Below are 16,281 nucleotides of genomic sequence, written 5' to 3'. Positions count from 1 at the left end.
CGGGCCGGCGGCCGGCTCTCCGGGCGCTCTCCGGCCGCCAGATTCCGCCCGGATTCGCCCAGATCAGCCACCAAAATGACACGGTCGGAATTCGCGTCCTCGCACACTTTGGTTTAGGGATCCCTTTTCCCCTCTGCTTGACAGTTTGTCGTGATCGCGATTACTCACGGTCCGTGACCGAATTAGAGGAAATTGGGAGGGTGAGTTGTACCTCGCCCGATTCTCCGTTATGGTCCCCAGACGTTGGCCGGGGTCGGGGAGCCTCGGGCGGCGTGCAGGGGGGTTTCGTAAACGCACCCGACGCCGGTGGATGACACCGGTGGTTCACCGTAGAACCGGTGCGACCTGACTCCCGAAGTGCTGACGTCGTCCGTGTCCGTGCCCGGAAAGCACGAACATCGGAGCACCGTGCGTAAGAAGGTTCTTATCGGTGCAGTTGGCATCGGTATGGTGGGGGCAATAGGCATTGGTGCCGCCACCTACGTCACACTCGACAAGGCCGTTGTCCTTTCGGTCGACGGCAAAGCGCGACAGATTCACTCCTTCGGTTCCACGGTGGGCGAGGTACTCGCGGCCGAGAAGGTTCCGGTCGGGCCTCGTGACCTCGTGGCTCCGGGGCGCTCCGCGAAGATCGCCGACGGCACCCGCATCGCCGTCCGATACGCCCGCCCGCTCACCCTCACCGTCGACGGACAGAAGAGGACCCACTGGGTCACCGCGTTGAACGTCGGGGAAGCGTTCAACGATCTCGGCGTCCGCTACGAGGGGGCACGCACCTCGGCGAGCCGCTCGGTCGGCATCGCCCGAAAGGGACTCGCGGTCGACGTCCGTACCCTCAAGTCGCTCACGATCAGCCATGACGGCACCAAGACTCCTGTGTCGGCGCCTGTACTCACCGTCGGTGAGGTACTCGCCCGGGCCAACGTGAAGGTGGACGCCGACGACCGCGTCCGACCGGCCCTGTCCAGCATGGTGCAAAGCGGCTCCACGATCACGATCAACCGGGTCTCCACCCGGACCACGTCGGCCAACCTGTTCCTGCCCTACACCACGATCCGCAAGACGAGCTCCTCGATGTACGACGACCAGAGCAAGGTCGAACGCGCAGGTCAACGAGGGGTGAAGCGGAAGGTCGTGGAGACCGTGTACGTCGACGGTAAGAAGGCCAGCGCCCGGATCGTCTCGCAGAGCGTCATCCGCAAGCCGGTCTCCCGGGTCGTCGTCGTCGGCACCAAGGACCGGCCCAAGCAGGAGACCGGCGGTGGTGGCGGCGGTGGTGGCGGCGGACCCGTCGGCGGTGGCGTCGACAGCCTCAACTGGTCCGCACTCGCCCAGTGCGAGTCGGGCGGCAACCCGCGCGCGGTCAACTCGGCCGGCTACTACGGGCTGTACCAGTTCTCGGTGTCCACCTGGCGCTCCGTCGGAGGCTCCGGCAACCCGATCGACAACTCCGCCGGGGAACAGACCTACCGGGCGAAGCTCCTCTACCAGAAGGCGGGCTCCGGCCAGTGGCCCGTCTGTGGTCGCAGGCTCTTCAGCTGACCCGCAAGCCCTGACCCGCAGGCCCTGATCGGCCAGCTCCGCCGGCCCCAGCCCCGGCCGGCGGAGCGTGCTGGTCAGCGCCCGACCCGGATGCGCCTTCCCGGCCCCTGAGGCGTGCCGACCGCCTGGTGCCCGGTCCGCCGCTCGCGATCTCGGCGAAGTTTTGCGCTGAGGGCGAGCGGGGGGCTCGGGCGCCGGTGCCGCCCTATAGCGTTCCCACGTGGGCAATGCGTGTGAACCCGAGCCTGCCGGCCCGGGCCTGCTCGGACCGGCGGACGTGCGTCTCCTGGTGACCGAACTCGGGATCCGTCCGACGAAACAGCGCGGACAGAACTTCGTGACCGACGCCAACACCGTGCGCCGGATCGTCCGGACCGCCGGTGCGGGTGAGTCCGACGTCGTGCTGGAGATCGGCCCGGGGCTCGGCTCCCTCACCCTCGCACTGCTCGGCGCCGGATCCCGCGTCGTCGCCGTGGAGATCGACGACAGGCTCGCCGCGGCGCTGCCGGCCACGGTCGAGCGGTTCGCCCCACGGCAGGCCGATCGGCTGAGCGTCGTACACGCCGACGCGATGGACGTCACGGCGCTCCCCGGTCCCGCGCCCACGACCCTGGTCGCGAACCTTCCCTACAACGTCGCCGTACCCGTCCTCCTCAACGTGCTCGAGCGCTTCCCCTCGGTCGAGAACGGCCTGGTGATGGTCCAGCTGGAGGTGGCCGAGCGCCTCGCGGCCGAGCCCGGGTCGAAGATCTACGGCATCCCCAGTGTGAAGGCCGCGTGGTACGCCGAGGTCCGTAAGACCGGACTCGTCGGGCGGGCGGTCTTCTGGCCGCAGCCCCACGTCGACTCCGGGCTGGTGGCCTTCACGCGCCGCCGCCCGCCCTCCACCACGGCGGCGCGCGAGGACGTGTTCAGAGTGATCGACGCGGCGTTCGCGCAGCGTCGCAAGACCCTGCGAGCGGCCCTGTCCCGGCTGGTCGGATCACCGGTAGGAGCCGAGGAGGTCCTGCGGGCGGCAGACGTCGATCCTGGCGCGCGTGGCGAGCGGCTCGCGGTCGAGGACTTCGCACGCATCGCGGAGCGGCTGCCGGCGCACTCCGGCTCCGACCCGTCCGGCTCCCCGGCGCATACCTTCGAGGAGACACCACCCGCGAGACGGGCGAAGGACCGCGCAGAAAGGAAGTCCGCTCCGTGAGCGATGTTGTGGTGAGGACGCCGGCGAAGGTCAACCTGGCGCTCATGGTCGGTCCGCTGCGCACCGACGGCTTCCACGAGCTGGCCTCGGTCTACCAGGCGGTCAGCCTCTACGACGAGGTGCGGGCGACGCTCGTCCCGGACGGCCAGATCACCGTGCGGGTCACCGGACAGCAGGCCGGCAAGGTACCCCTCGACAACGGCAACCTCGCCTACCGCGCGGCTGCCCTGCTCGCCGAGCAAGCCGGCGTGGAGACCGGCGTACGCCTGGACATCGTGAAGGGCATTCCGGTGGCCGGCGGAATGGCCGGGGGCAGCAGTGACGCGGCGGCGGCCCTGGTCGCCTGCGACGCGCTGTGGGGGACGAAGCTCGACCGGTCCGCGCTGCTGGACCTCGCCGCGCGGCTCGGCAGTGACGTGCCGTTCTGCCTGCTCGGTGGGACGGCCGTCGGCTCGGGCCACGGTGAGATCGTCGCGCCGGCCCTGGCGCGGGGCGCCTTCGAGTGGGTGTTCGCGCTGGACCGCGAGGGCATGTCGACGCCCGCGGTCTTCGCGCACCTGGACCGGCTCCGCGGTGCCGCCGCGGTCCTGCCGCCACGGATCCCGGAGGCGCTGATGGCGGCGCTGCGGACCGGCTCGGCAACCGACCTCGGCCGGGCCCTCGCCAACGACCTGCAGCCGGCCGCGCTCCGGCTCCGACCACGACTCGCCCAGGTGCTCGACGCCGGCCGTGAGTACGGCGCTCTCGGCGCGGTGGTGTCAGGATCCGGGCCCACGTGCGCGTTCCTCGCCCGCGGGCACGGCCACGCGGTCGATCTGTCGGCGCGGTTGGCGGGGACGGGACTGTGCCCGTCGGTGCGCATCGCGACCGGTCCGGTGCCTGGAGCGCGGGTCGTCGAGGGCTGAACCACCCGTCGACGGACCCGGGGGAGTTCCCGATAAATCAGTTGCGGAGCCCAGGCAGGGCTCGGCAGAGTATCCGCAGTTGTCGAGGACCGGCGCTCACGCCGGTAGCGATCGAGGAGGTGTGTCGTGGCCAATCCAATCGTCCGGGTCGGGTCAGACATCCGACCTCTCGCTCAGCCCTCCGGTCGCTGACCGCCTTCACTCGCGCACGGCGGGAGGGCTGCCTTCCTCCAGGAGCTCTCCAGTGCGCAAGCGCAAACTGAAGCACGACGACGACAGTTTCGAAGACCAGTTCAACGACTACTTCCACAACAAGATCGCCAACTCCGGCGACGGCAACGCCGACGACGCTGACGCCGACGACGGCAACCCCAACGACGGCAACCCCGGCAGCGGCAACGCCGACGACGCGGACGACCGGTACGCGCACGCGTACGACGACGACGCGCCGACCTCGACCCGGATGCGCCGATTCCGCGACGAGGACGATCCCGCACCGCGCTCCCGCGGCCGGATGACCGAGGAGGCCCGCGCCCGGCTCGTCCAGGAGCGGGAGGACGTGGTCATCGCCGACGGCCCACCGACCGGCTACCGCTGGACGACCTGGGACGACGCAGGGGCGCACGGCCCGGAGCCGTACCCGGACTGGCTGGTGACCAACCTGGGCGCGGTCGACACGGAGTTCGGGGTGCTCAAGACCGGGAAGGAAGCCGACGTTTTCCTGATCGAGCGGGGCGTCCCGGACACGGGGGAGAGTTGCCTGCTCGCCTCCAAGCGGTACCGCAGCGGCGACCACCGGCTCTTCCACCGGGACGCGGGGTACCTCGAAGGCCGCCGGTCCCGCAAGTCCCGGGAAGGCCGCGCGGTCGCGAACCGGACCGACTTCGGCCGCAACCTGATCGCGCAGCAGTGGGCGATCGCGGAGTTCGCCGCCCTCGGCGAACTCTGGTCCGGCGGCGTGCCGGTGCCCTACCCGGTGCAGCATCTTGGGACCGAACTCCTGATGGAGTTCATCGGAACGCCGGACGGTGCGGCCGCACCGCGGCTCGCGCAGCTACGGCCCGAACCGGTCCAGCTCGCCGACCTGTGGCACCAGCTGCAGGAAGCGTTGGTGCTGCTCGGCCGGCGCGGCTACACACACGGCGACCTCTCGGCGTACAACCTGCTGGTCAACGGTGACGAGCTGATCCTCATCGACCTTCCGCAGTTGGTCGACATCGTGGCCAACCCGCAGGGGCCGGAGTTCCTCCGCCGCGACACGAAGCGGGTCAGCGAGTGGTTTCTGGCCCGAGGGCTGGATCCCGAAGTGGCGGATGCCGACCGACTCGCCGACGCCGTCCTGGAGGAGGCCGGCGTGGTGTGAGGACGTCGGTGGCCGGCTCGCGCGTGGGGCAGGGGGGTCAGCGCGAGCCGGCCACCGGTGCGGCCGTCGCCGGTGACGGAAACTGGGCAGGGATCCGGCACCGGCGACGGCTGGTGGGGTTGTGGTCTGGTGGTTCTGGACGGTCGGTTCTGGACGGTCGGTCCTGGACGTTCGGGGCGCCGACCGTCGGCGTGAAGTCGTGGGGTCTAGCTGTCGGCGGGGTCTAGCTGTCGGCGGGGTCTAGCTGTCGGTGGGGTCCGTCATGATGGGGCGATGGCGGAGGTGCGAGAGGCCGAGGCGTTCGATGGCCTTGACTGGTATGCGCGTGAGTTCGACCGCGACCGGTACGTCGAGTGCGTGTTCCGCGAGGTCGATCTCACCGAGGCCCGCAGCCACGGCGCGGTGTTCGAGCGCTGTGAGTTCCACAACTGCAGGTTCAACGCCTCCGAGCACCGTGAGTCGGCGTTCGTCGGCTGCGAGTTTCGTCGTACGTCGTTCTTCACGGCTGTCCTCGACGGTTGCAAGTTCACCGGTAGTACCTTCGTCGACTGCGTTTTCCGACCACTGACCGTGCGTGGCGGCCACTGGGGGAGTGTCCTGATGCGCGGGGCGGATCTGCGCGGTCTGGACCTCTCCGGTGTCCGGTTGGGCGACGCCGACCTGTCCGAGGCCAACCTCGCCAAGACCGTCCTGCGTGGGTGTGACCTGTCCTTCGCGTCACTGCGAGGGACTGGTCTCGAGGACGCCGACCTGCGTGGAGCGACTCTGCACGCCGTCGACCTCAGTGTCGCGGTGTTGGGTAGGACCCACCTCGACCTCGCCGGAGCGGTGCGCCTCGCCGAGTCGTACGGCGCTGTCGTCGACACCGCCGAGTAGGTCCTCCGCCGCGGACCGGACGTCCCGTCCGCGGTCGGCTTGGATCAGCAAACACATCCCAGTCGTAGTGCGTCGGCTCTGATCGGGTGCGGCAGTTCGTCGCACATGATCACTTGGGTGTGGCCGTCGTGTCCGTGGATCGCGGTCACGTCCGCCAGTGACTCGTAGACGTTGACCGAGGGCCGGGGTCCACACCACGCCAGGCTGACCTTCCCGTTGGGGTAGACGGTCCCCCAAGCCACGACGCCAGTTCCCGACACGCCGGAGGCGTCCCGGTGACGGTAGAGCTGAAAGCGACACGGCATGACTGTCGTGACGACGGGCATAGACCCTCCATCTCCATCACGAGCCCTCCAGCGAAGTGGAGTCCTACGGGCCGCCGCGCAGGGAATGGGCCGGGGTCTACGACGGCCCGTAGGGACTCCTAGAGTGACAGGATCACCACGGATGGTCAAGTAAGTCTTCCAATGTAAATTTTCATGATCCGAATTGATCATGGCGATCCTGTTTTCCGGATTGGTCCGGCAGAAGTACTTGCGACATCTGGTTTCAGGAGCCACACTTGCCCCAGTTACACACCGGGGAGGCTTGCATGCCCAGAGTGACCGGACCGACGATTTCTCGCTGGCGGCTCAGCAAGGAGCTGAAGCGGCTACGCGAGGACGCGGGACGCACGTTCGACGACGCTGCCGACCTGCTCGGGTGCTCCCCTTCGAAGATTCGCAAGATCGAGGCGGGTGAGGTCGGAATCGTGAAGACAGAACTTGACGCACTCCTCGACCTGTACAAGGTGGACGACGAGGACCTCGCCACCCTGCTGCGCGAGCTGCAACGGCTCGGCAAGCAGCGTGGCTGGTGGGCGCCGTTGGGTTCGCTCCCCAAGCAGTACAACGCCTTCGTCGGCCTGGAGTCCGAGGCGCAGCGCATCCGGCAGTTCGAGCCCCTTGTCATGCCCGGGCTGCTGCAGACCGAGGCCTACGCGAGCGCGCTCGACGCGATGTGCACGTTCGCCACCGCGGACGAGCAGGAGCGCGCGGTGAAGATCCGGATGGCGCGCCAGGAGCAGTTCTGGGCCCAGGGTGCGGACGACGACCGGAGTCGGCTGTGGGTCATCGTCGACGAGGCCGCCCTCCGGCGACCCGTGGGCGGCAACCCGAGCATCATGCGTGGGCAGCTGCTGCGGGTGCTCGAGCTCGCGGAGCGGTGCATCTTCCAGGTGGTGCCGTTCAGTGCCGGCAGTTACCCCGGCACCATGGGCCCGTTCACCATCTTCGACTTCGACGAGGACGTGCACTCACCCGTCGTCTACACCGACGGACACGCGGGGATCGCCCTCCTGGAAACCGAGTCCGACGTCGATCGGGCCAACCGCGCTTTCGCTCACATGGCCGCCGTGGCGCTCAGTCCCACCGAGTCGGCCCGCAAAGTCGTGGCCATCGCATCCGAGATGGCCACCCAACAAGGAGGCGAAAATGAAAGTTGATCTGTCCCGTGCACGATGGCGGAAGGCATCGGCGTCGGTCGGGATGCAGAACTGCGTCGAGGTCGCTGACCTCGGTGCTCACCTCGCAGTCCGCGACTCCAAGGACCGGCAGGGCCCGAAGCTGATCTTCAGCGCGGGCGCGTGGTCCAGCTTCGTTGGCGGCGCGAAGAAGGGCGAGTTCAACCTGCGCTGACCCGTCGCTTTCCGCGGGCGAATTATCGCCACAAAGCGCGAAACCTCCGACTTAGGTCGGAGGTTTCGCATGTGTACCCAATGTGCAAATTTGTCCGTAAACCTCAACGTGCGCTGTGCACGGGCCCCTGCTCCGCCCGGGTGTACAGCTCGGTCCAGTCGGCCGACCCGTCGTCGAGCCGCACCTCCATGGTCACACCGCGGTCCTGTACGGGGTGGTTGCCGGCCAGGAAGTCGGTCCACACCTGCGCCATCCGTGCGTAGTGGACGACCTTGCCGTGCGGCCAGACGACCGAGAGGATGTGGCGGCGCTCGGGCAGTGAGTGGGGGAGCGGCATGCGGTAACGCTCCAGGGCCTCCTCGTCGACCGTCACACCGAGGCCCGGCCCCTCCGGTGCCTTGAGGTAGCCCTGCTCGACCGTCAACGGCTCGACCAGCAGGTCGTCGGCGTAGTTGTTGAGCGCGGTGACCGCGGGCCAACGGGCATGGGTGAGGACGGAGCCGAGGTGGGCCACCAGCGCCGTGGTCAGGCCGGCACCCACCACCTGGAGCCAGAACGACTTGCCGAACTCCGCGCAGATCGCGCCCTGGCGCAGGATCGAGACGACGCCGCCCTCCACGACGAAGCCGTCGCAGGTCTCCTGGCGGATCATGGCCTGGTAGGGCTGCGCCTTCAGGTGGACGGCGAGCGGGTGACCCACCTTGTCCCGCAGGTGGCGGTACCCCTCCAGGTCCGGGTGGGGAATCGGTGTCTCGTAGATGGCGACGCGTTCGCGCCCGTCGAGGTCGCGCAGGACCGGAGCGGCGTCGCCCGCGCTGAGGAGCATGCCGTTCCAGTCGATGTCGAGGCGGTAGTGCGGCGGCGTCACCGCGCTGATGGCGTCCACCTGGGCGTAGACGTCGAACCACGGGCGCGCCTTGAACTTGTGGAAGACGTAACCGGCCTCGACCGCCTCCTGCGCCTCCAGCGCGAGGGCCTCCGGGCTCATCTTGGTGTTCCACCAGGCGATGGGGCAGTGTTCGCGGACCCGCGGGCCGAGCAGCGCGGAGACAGGAACGCCGAGCGCCTTGCCCACGACGTCGTACAACGCCATCTGCAGACCGGGACCGAGCGAGTCGTCACCGAGGAAGTCGGCGGGGTTACGGCCCTGGACCCGGGCGACGGCGCTGTCGAAGACCAGGCCCCAGCCGTAGTGGAGCAGCGTCTCGCCGTATCCCACGATCCCGGCGTCGGTGGTCACCTTGGTCACTTCGATGATCGACCAGTCCCAGACGAGCAGGGCGTTCCATTCCTGGCAGCGTGGGGTGAACGGCACGTTGACGACGATGCGTTCGACATCGGTGATCTTCAGCGGCGCGGTCATCGGCAGCCTCTCGTCAGATGTTTTCAGCCATCCTGGCCCACTTCGGGTGGCCGCCGGAACACGTCGGTCCGCGGACAGAGATAGCCTCGACGGCGTTCGCCGGCCGACATCCGGCGGGCACTGACAGCGCTGCCGCACCGTGCGGCGGCGTACGGAAAGGCAGGGATGGCGACCAATCTCGTCAACCTCGAGCGCGTCGACAAGGCCTACGGCATCACCCCGCTCCTTCGTGAGGTGAGCCTCGGCGTCTCGGCGGGCGAGCGGATCGGCCTCGTCGGCCGCAACGGCGCCGGCAAGTCCACGTTGCTGGCCCTCCTGGCCGACACCGAGGAGGCCGATTCCGGCCGCGTCACGCACAACCGCGGCCTGCGGGTCGGCGTACTCCAGCAGCGCGACGGCTTCGACCCGGGCGCGACGGTCGCCGACCTGGTCCTGGGCGGCCAGCCGGAGCACGTCTGGATGGCCGACCGCCGGGTGCGCGACGTCCTCGGCGGCCTGCTCGGGGACGTGCCGATCGAGCGGACCGTGGACGGGCTCTCCGGTGGTGAGCGGCGCCGTGTCGCCCTGGCCCGGCTGCTCGTCCAGGAGTACGACCTGATCCTGCTCGACGAACCCACCAACCACCTCGACATCGAGGTCACCGACTGGCTGGCCCGCCACCTGGTCGCCCGCCCGGAGGCGCTGGTGGCGGTGACGCACGACCGGTGGTTCCTCGACGCGGTGTGTACGACGACGTGGGAGCTGGCCGACGGAGAGGTGAACGCCTTCGAGGGTGGCTACGCGGCCTACGTCCTGGCCCGCGCGGAGCGGGACCGGATGGCCGACGCGTCGGAGTCCCGGCGGCAGAACCTCCTGCGCAAGGAGCTTGCCTGGCTACGCCGGGGCGCGCCGGCACGGACGTCCAAGCCGAAGTTCCGGATGGACGCGGCGGCGGCCCTGATCGAGAACGAACCCGATCCGCGTGACTCGCCGGCGCTGGCCAAGTTCGCCACCGCCCGGCTCGGCAAGACCGTGATCGACCTGAAGGACGTCGACATCAGTCGCGGCTCCCGTGAACTGCTCCGGGCGGTCAGCTGGCAGCTCGGACCGGGCGAGCGGGTGGGCATCGTCGGCGTCAACGGCGCGGGCAAGACGACGCTGCTCCGGTTGCTCGCCGGGGACACCGAACCCGACCACGGCAAGGTGATCACGGGACGTACCGTGCAACTCGGCCACCTGACCCAGGAACTCGGCACCCTCGACCCGACCCTCACGGTCACCGAGGCCGCCGAGGAGATCCGCCGCGTCATCAAGCTCGGACCCGACCACATCCGGCCGGGCGCGATCGGCCGCCGCCCGGTGCCCTCGGCCGGGCCGGAGGTCACCGCGATCTCGCTGCTGGAACGCTTCGGCTTCCGGGGAGACCGGCTGCGCACCCGGGTCGGCGAGCTGTCCGGTGGTGAACGCCGACGGCTGGAGCTGCTGTGCCTGCTCCTCACCGAGCCCAACGTGCTGATGCTGGACGAGCCGACCAACGACCTGGACATCGACACGCTGCAGGTGATCGAGGACTTCCTGGACGCCTGGCCGGGCTCACTCGTCGTCGTGACACACGACCGGTACTTCCTGGAGCGGGTCTGCGACACGACCTGGGCGCTGCTCGGCGACGGGCGGCTCGCCATGCTGCCCGGTGGGGTGGAGGAGTACCTCGCCCGACGGCAGTCGGGAACCGACCGCCCCACTCCGACCAGCTCGACTGGATCGGCGGGATCGGCGGTATCGGCGGCGTCCTCCACGCCGACGCCGAACGGCTCCGGAGCACGCCCGCCCGACGCGGCCGACCAGCGCGCGGCGAAGAAGGAACTCGCCAAGCTCGAGCGGCAGCTGTCCCGACTCACCTCGCGGGAGGCCGAGCTGCACGCGGCGCAGGCCGAACACGCGAGTGACTACGAGAAGTTGATGACGCTGGACACCGAGCTTCGCGGCGTCCAGGCGGAGAAGGAAGAGGTCGAGTCGCGCTGGCTGGAACTCGCGGAGTCGCTGGAGTAGCGCGCGCGGAGGTCGCGTCGGCCCGAGGTCGCGTGAGTCCGGGTCCGCGGGCCACCGGCCAGGGACCGCCGCCGTGGTCAGCGGGGCTGCCAGGCTCCCGGTGCGTCGACCAGGCCGCGCAGGTGGGGAAGCTCGCCGTTCACCACGTCGGCGAGGTTCGTCTCGTCGAGAACCCCGCGCACCGCGGCCCTGGTCGCGACCCAGACCGTCTGCAGGTGCTCGGCGACGCCTTCGTACTTCGCCTGCTCGGGGCGGACCCCGCGCACGCCGGCGAGCGGGCCGTCGACCGCGCGGATGACGTCGCCGATCGCGATCTCGGTGGCCGGTCGCGCCAGGCGGTAACCGCCGTCGGCGCCACGGTGGCTACGGACCAGACCGGCGCGGCGAAGATCACCAAGGATGGCCTCGAGGAACTTGTGTGGCAGCCCCTGGGCGTCCGCCAGCGCCTGCGCCGTGACCATCTCGTCGGTCGCGGCGAGTTCGAGCATGGCGCGGACTGCGTAGTCGGCGCGCGCCGAGATCTGCACGGGCACATCATGCCGTGTCGGCAGGGGGTTGGGGTACCCCGGCCGGTCCAGGGCGGAACGGGTGCGCTCAGGCCCGCTCGTCGAACGGAGTCAGCAGGCGTCGCAGCAGCGTCGCCAGTTGCTCGCGGTCGGTCTCGTCCAGACCCGCCAGCAGGGCGCGTTCGTGGTCGAGGAGCCCTGCCAGGGCGGCGTCCACGCGGTTCTGTCCCTTGGCGGTGAGCCGCACCCGCACGCCCCGGCGGTCGGTGGGGTCCGGGCGGCGTTCGACCAGGCCCTTCGCGGCCAGCCGGTCGATCCGGTTGGTCATGGTTCCGCTCGTGACGAGGGTCTGGGTGAGGAGCCGTCCCGGCGAGAGTTCGTACGGAGTACCGGCGCGACGCAGCGCGGTGAGGACGTCGAACTCCCACGACTCGAGGTCGTGCGTCGCGAAGACGAGGCGGCGGGCACGGTCGAGGTGACGCGCCAGCCGGGTGACCCGGGACAGCACGTCGAACGGCGAGACGTCCAGGTCGGGAAGCTCTCGCCGCCACGCGCGCACGAGCCGGTCGACCTCGTCCTGCTGGTCGTGCTCCTCGGGGACGTTCTTCACGGAGTAAGCCTAGGGGGTGTCAAGACTCTTGACATCGAGATACCGCTGCAACCAGACTATCTCGACGTCAAGATAAGTTGCTCGGCGATCCTGGTGGACGAAGGTCCATCCATGGCGGGAGGCGGACATGAGCGAGGGTGAGCGGTTGCTCTGGGACCCCAGGCAGTACCTGAAGTACGCCGGGGAGCGGGGCCGACCCTTCGTCGACCTGGTCGCGCGGGTCACCGCGGAGGATCCGGCGTACGTCGTCGACCTCGGCTGCGGCCCGGGCAATCTCACCGCGACGCTGCTCGACCGGTGGCCGAACGCCACCGTCGAAGGCATCGACTCCTCGGCCGAGATGATCGAGAAGGCCGGCGCGCTCGCCCAACCCGGTCGGCTGAGCTTCAGCCTCGGCGACGCCCACGGTTGGAAGCCGAGCCGCCCGGTCGACGTCCTCGTCACCAACGCGACCCTGCAGTGGGTCCCCGGCCACCTCGACCTCCTGCCGACCTGGGTGGACCAGCTCGCTCCCGGCGGCTTCCTCGCGTTGCAGGTGCCCGGCAACTTCGAGAGCCCGAGCCACCAGCTCCTGTTCGACCTCGCCGCAGAGGAGCCGTGGGCGAGCCGCCTGGCCGGCCGCGTCACCCAGCGGATCAGCGCGCCTGGTCCGGAGGGCTACCTCGAGGTCCTGGCCGGCACGGGGTGCCGGGTCGACGCGTGGGAGACGACCTATCTGCACGTTCTGCCCGGCGAGAACGCGGTGTTCGAGTGGATCAAGGGCACCGGGGCCCGGCCGATCCTGCAGGCGCTCCCCGACGACGTACGGCCGGAGTTCGAGCGGATATACAAGGACCGCCTGAACACCGCCTATCCACCCCGCGACTTCGGCACGGTCCTGCCGTTCCGCCGAGTGTTCGCGGTCGCGCAACGAGGTGACGCATGAGCTCCGTGTCCACGAACCCGCTCGGCTCGACCGGGTCCGCCGCGCCGTCCGCCGCCTCGCGGATGGTGATCCGGGAGGCCTCGCGCGCCGACCTCGCCGCCGTCGTGGCGATGATCGCCGCGGACGCGATCCGCGAGGTCGCCGAGGACGTCGGCCAGGACGGCGAGGTCGCCGGGCCCTATGTCGCGGCGTTCGAGGAGATCGCCGCCAACCCGAACGTCCTGCTGCTGGTCGGCGAACTCGACGGCGCCATCGTGGCCACCTGCCAGCTCACCTTCGCCCGGCACCTGACCTACCACGGCGGCCTGATCGCCGAGGTGGAGTCGGTCCGTACGGTCCCCGAACTGCGGGGCCAGGGGATCGGGACCGCGCTGATGGACTGGGTGGTCGAGGAGGCTCGTCGGCGCGGCGCCGTCCGCGTGCAGCTGACCTCCAACCGGGCCCGCGTCGACGCGCACCGGTTCTACGAACGGCTCGGCTTCGTGGCGAGCCACGTCGGGATGAAGCTCTACCTCGGGAGTGAGGGCTGATGAGGCTGCACCACGCGCAGGTCTCCTGCCCCGTCGGTGGTGAGGACGCCGCCCGGGCCTTCTACGGTGGGGCGCTCGGGCTGCCCGAGGCCGTCAAGCCACCGGCGCTCGCCGCGCGGGGAGGCGTGTGGTTCCGCTCGGCCGACGGCCGGGCCGAACTCCACGTCGGCGTCGAGCAGGACTTCCAGCCCGCCCGCAAGGCCCATCCCGCGTTCTGCGTGGACGACATCGACGCCGTGGCCGAGCGAGTCGCCACGGCGGGCTTCGCCGTCGAGTGGGACGACCTGTTCCCGGGGTACCGACGGTTCTACTCCCAGGACGGAAACGCCAACCGGGTCGAGATCCTGTCTCCGCTGGACGGTCCGGCCGACACCGAAGGCGCCACTGACCGGTAGCGGACCCGGACCGCTCGGCGTCACCGCCTCGTTGGACCGTGGTCATGGCGATGGAGCAGGCTGAGGCCATGTCGTCCGACGCCAGCTCCACTGCCTCCACCGCCTCCACCGCCTCCACCGACGCCTCCGATGCCGCGGGGCCCAACGCGTCCAACGGGTCCGCGAAGCGTGTCCTCCTCACCGGGGCGACGGGATACATCGCGGGTCAGCTGCTGCCAGGCTTTCGGGAGCGCTACGACCTGCGGCTCGTCGACATAGCGCCCGCACCGGGCGTGGAGGTCGTCGACCTGCTCGAGACCCCGGTCGAGGAGCTCGCGCCGCTGTTCGAAGGCGTCGACGTCGTCGTCCACACGGCCTACCAGCGGCCCACCGGTGCGGATTCGCAGGCGCGTTACGACACCGAACGCCGCAACGTCGACCTGATGCAGCGGGTCTACCAGCTGGCCGTCGACCACGGCGTTCCCCGGGTCGTCGCGGCCAGCACCAACCAGGCCGCGAAGTGGTACGAGCAGCCCTACTTCCAGGGGCGCAGGGACCGGGTCACCCCCGAGGACTATCCGCGGCCGGACAGCTTCTACGGCTGGGCGAAGGCCGCCTATGAGTCGCTCGGGTTCCTCTACGCGTGCGGCAGCCTCGGCCGAGCCCTCGAGGTCATCCAGCTGCGCATCGTGGTGCCGCGTGAGATCGACCCGGAGCTGTTCGTCGACCAGCCGGCGCACCGCTACGTCCGTGAGCTCGCCGGCTACATCAGTGAGCGTGACCTGCGCCAGCTGTTCGTGAAGTCGATCGAGACCCCCGACATCGCCGACGAGTACGGCGTTCCGTTCCACATCTTCTACGGAGTCTCCGACAACGCCAGGAAGTTCTGGAGCATCACCAACGCCCGCGAGGTGATCGGCTACCAACCGCAGGACGACTCCGAACGACGGTTCGCCGCCGACATCGCCCGCCTGCTCCACGGCTAGTCCCGGCCGTGACCCGCCGCGCTCCCACCGACGCCAGGTAGCGTGCGGACGTGCGAATCGGCCTACGCGCCTGGCTGGCGCCGCAGCGACCGGAACAGCCCGCGGTGGTCACCGACCCGGGCGAGCGTCGCACCCTGCTCGTCGAGATGCTGCTCGTCTTCAGTGTGACCCTCGGGTTGTCCGGACTTCGCAGCCTGCTGTCACTGCTTGACTCGCTGCTACGGCCGGAGCCGCTCAGCAAGCAGTCCGTCGCCCTGAACGTCTCCCAGGCCGCGCAGCAGCTGATCGACCTGGCGTACCAGCTCACCTCGGTACTCCAACTGCTCGCGTGGGGTGGCCTCGCGATCTACCTGCTCTGGCGCGGCGGCATCCGGCCCCAGTCGATCGGACTCGACCAGCGCCGACCAGCCCGTGACCTCGCCCTCGGCATCGGGCTGACCGCGCTGATCGGCATTCCGGGCCTGGGGCTCTACCTGCTCGCCCAGGCCCTCGACCTTAACCTCACCGTGCAGGCATCCGCCCTCGGCGACCACTGGTGGCGTACGCCGGTGCTGGTGCTGTCGGCCGCCGGAAACGCCTGGGCGGAGGAGACGCTCGTCGTCGGTTACCTGCTCACCCGGCTCCGGCAGTTCGGCTGGAGCGAGAACTCCGGGCTGCTCGCGGCGGCGGTCCTGCGCGGGTCGTACCACCTCTACCAGGGGTTCGGCGGCTTCGTCGGCAACCTCGTCATGGGTCTGATCTTCGGCCGGCTCTGGCAGCGCACCAACCGACTCTGGCCGCTGGTCATCACCCACACCCTGCTCGACGTGGTGGCGTTCGTGGGGTACGCCCTCCTCAAGGGACACGTCGGCTGGCTGCCCTAGGCGCGGCCGAGTTGCGGTCCCTCGTCGGGAACCACACCGGGAACCACACGGGAACTACAGCAGCCCGGTGTTGTCCTGGTAGCACTGGTTGAAGCGCTGGGTGTCGTTCGTGAGCGGGATGCAGGGTTGCGCGAGATGGGCCCAGACGAAGCCGAGAACGATGGTGGCGACCGCGAGCGTCAGGCCTCCGGCGGCCGCGGCACCGTTGGTCGCCCGGCCGCGGTAGACCCGCACCAGCCCGGTGATCGAGAGCGCCAACGCGAGCGCGGCGAGGACGACCGCGCCGGTCCAGCCGACCAGAAGGCTGGCGAGGAACGCACCGGCGCCCGCGGCGAGCCCGATCCAGCCGGACAGGTTGAGCGGTCGGCGTTCCGGATGGTCGCTCCGCGCGTCCGGCGTGGCACCGGTGGTGGCGTCAAGCCCGGAGCCAGGATCGGAGCCAGGCCCGTGGGGCCCGGCGTCGAGGTCGGAGCGGATGTCGGGACGGCGAACGTCGTCGTCGGAGGTCATGCGGGAGATTCTGACTCGTCTTCGCCGGA

The 16,281-nt window shown here is 69.7% G+C and carries 17 protein-coding genes; 13 read left to right on the top strand and 4 right to left on the bottom strand.

The features are described from left to right. Nucleotides 1-447: 447 nt before the first annotated feature. From HEB94_RS42945 to HEB94_RS42915, 7 genes are all read left to right on the top strand, one after another. Nucleotides 448-1,542 carry a resuscitation-promoting factor gene (locus HEB94_RS42945; protein ID WP_192755159.1) on the top strand — a complete coding sequence of 365 codons (1,095 nt, stop codon included), beginning with the start codon at nt 448-450 and terminating at the stop codon, nt 1,540-1,542. Between the two features lie 220 nt (nt 1,543-1,762). Further along, nucleotides 1,763-2,737: a 16S rRNA (adenine(1518)-N(6)/adenine(1519)-N(6))-dimethyltransferase RsmA gene (rsmA, locus tag HEB94_RS42940; RefSeq protein WP_192755158.1), complete on the top strand. Its 975-nt coding sequence runs from the start codon at nt 1,763-1,765 to the stop codon at nt 2,735-2,737. Beyond that, on the top strand, nt 2,734-3,642 hold the full coding sequence (locus tag HEB94_RS42935; protein WP_192755157.1) for a 4-(cytidine 5'-diphospho)-2-C-methyl-D-erythritol kinase: 909 nt from the start codon (nt 2,734-2,736) through the stop codon (nt 3,640-3,642). The genes rsmA and HEB94_RS42935 overlap by 4 nt, the downstream gene beginning before the upstream one ends. A gap of 244 nt (nt 3,643-3,886) precedes the next feature. Then, nucleotides 3,887-5,005, top strand: coding sequence for a serine protein kinase RIO (locus HEB94_RS42930; RefSeq protein WP_337918373.1), 1,119 nt, complete (start codon nt 3,887-3,889; stop codon nt 5,003-5,005). Nucleotides 5,006-5,278: 273 nt separating this feature from the next. Next, nucleotides 5,279-5,881: a pentapeptide repeat-containing protein gene (locus tag HEB94_RS42925; RefSeq protein WP_192755156.1), complete on the top strand. Its 603-nt coding sequence runs from the start codon at nt 5,279-5,281 to the stop codon at nt 5,879-5,881. Nucleotides 5,882-6,473: 592 nt separating this feature from the next. Further along, complete coding sequence (locus tag HEB94_RS42920) at nt 6,474-7,364, top strand: helix-turn-helix domain-containing protein (protein WP_192755155.1); 891 nt, start codon at nt 6,474-6,476, stop codon at nt 7,362-7,364. Then, nucleotides 7,354-7,557 carry a DUF397 domain-containing protein gene (locus HEB94_RS42915; protein WP_192755154.1) on the top strand — a complete coding sequence of 68 codons (204 nt, stop codon included), beginning with the start codon at nt 7,354-7,356 and terminating at the stop codon, nt 7,555-7,557. Before HEB94_RS42920 ends, HEB94_RS42915 begins: the two co-directional genes overlap by 11 nt. Before the next feature lie 103 nt (nt 7,558-7,660). On the opposite strand, the gene HEB94_RS42910 is transcribed toward HEB94_RS42915, so the two are convergent. Continuing rightward, nucleotides 7,661-8,920: a mandelate racemase/muconate lactonizing enzyme family protein gene (locus HEB94_RS42910; RefSeq protein WP_192755153.1), complete on the bottom strand. Its 1,260-nt coding sequence runs from the start codon at nt 8,918-8,920 to the stop codon at nt 7,661-7,663. A gap of 165 nt (nt 8,921-9,085) precedes the next feature. On the opposite strand from HEB94_RS42910, the gene HEB94_RS42905 reads away from it, so the two are divergent. Continuing rightward, entirely contained in the window at nt 9,086-10,948 is a 1,863-nt protein-coding gene (locus HEB94_RS42905) for an ABC-F family ATP-binding cassette domain-containing protein (RefSeq protein WP_192755152.1), read from the top strand. Between the two features lie 77 nt (nt 10,949-11,025). Here the strand turns inward: HEB94_RS42905 and HEB94_RS42900 are convergent, their stop codons facing one another. Further along, on the bottom strand, nt 11,026-11,475 hold the full coding sequence (locus HEB94_RS42900; protein ID WP_192755151.1) for an Rrf2 family transcriptional regulator: 450 nt from the start codon (nt 11,473-11,475) through the stop codon (nt 11,026-11,028). Nucleotides 11,476-11,542: 67 nt separating this feature from the next. Beyond that, nucleotides 11,543-12,064: a MarR family transcriptional regulator gene (locus HEB94_RS42895; protein ID WP_192755150.1), complete on the bottom strand. Its 522-nt coding sequence runs from the start codon at nt 12,062-12,064 to the stop codon at nt 11,543-11,545. Between the two features lie 127 nt (nt 12,065-12,191). On the opposite strand from HEB94_RS42895, the gene HEB94_RS42890 reads away from it, so the two are divergent. The 5 genes from HEB94_RS42890 (at nt 12,192) to HEB94_RS42870 (ending at nt 15,742) form a co-directional block, all read left to right on the top strand. Beyond that, nucleotides 12,192-12,989, top strand: a complete 798-nt coding sequence (locus HEB94_RS42890; protein ID WP_192755149.1) for a trans-aconitate 2-methyltransferase — start codon at nt 12,192-12,194, stop codon at nt 12,987-12,989. Then, nucleotides 12,986-13,519: a GNAT family N-acetyltransferase gene (locus tag HEB94_RS42885; protein WP_238361772.1), complete on the top strand. Its 534-nt coding sequence runs from the start codon at nt 12,986-12,988 to the stop codon at nt 13,517-13,519. The genes HEB94_RS42890 and HEB94_RS42885 overlap by 4 nt, the downstream gene beginning before the upstream one ends. Continuing rightward, the gene (locus HEB94_RS42880) at nt 13,519-13,914 is read left to right on the top strand and encodes a VOC family protein (protein ID WP_192755148.1); all 396 of its coding nucleotides are present in this window, start codon (nt 13,519-13,521) and stop codon (nt 13,912-13,914) included. The genes HEB94_RS42885 and HEB94_RS42880 overlap by 1 nt, the downstream gene beginning before the upstream one ends. 68 nt (nt 13,915-13,982) lie before the next feature. After that, on the top strand, nt 13,983-14,879 hold the full coding sequence (locus HEB94_RS42875; protein ID WP_192755147.1) for an NAD-dependent epimerase/dehydratase family protein: 897 nt from the start codon (nt 13,983-13,985) through the stop codon (nt 14,877-14,879). A 50-nt stretch (nt 14,880-14,929) separates the two neighbouring features. Then, on the top strand, nt 14,930-15,742 hold the full coding sequence (locus tag HEB94_RS42870; protein ID WP_337918372.1) for a CPBP family intramembrane glutamic endopeptidase: 813 nt from the start codon (nt 14,930-14,932) through the stop codon (nt 15,740-15,742). Between the two features lie 54 nt (nt 15,743-15,796). On the opposite strand, the gene HEB94_RS42865 is transcribed toward HEB94_RS42870, so the two are convergent. Continuing rightward, nucleotides 15,797-16,252: a hypothetical protein gene (locus tag HEB94_RS42865; protein WP_192755146.1), complete on the bottom strand. Its 456-nt coding sequence runs from the start codon at nt 16,250-16,252 to the stop codon at nt 15,797-15,799. Nucleotides 16,253-16,281: the final 29 nt, after the last annotated feature.

The sequence above is a fragment of the Actinopolymorpha pittospori genome (assembly GCF_014873875.1).
Lineage (GTDB): Bacteria > Actinomycetota > Actinomycetes > Propionibacteriales > Actinopolymorphaceae > Actinopolymorpha > Actinopolymorpha pittospori.
Note: the sequence above shows the minus strand (reverse complement) of the source record. Positions and strands in the feature narration are given on the sequence as shown.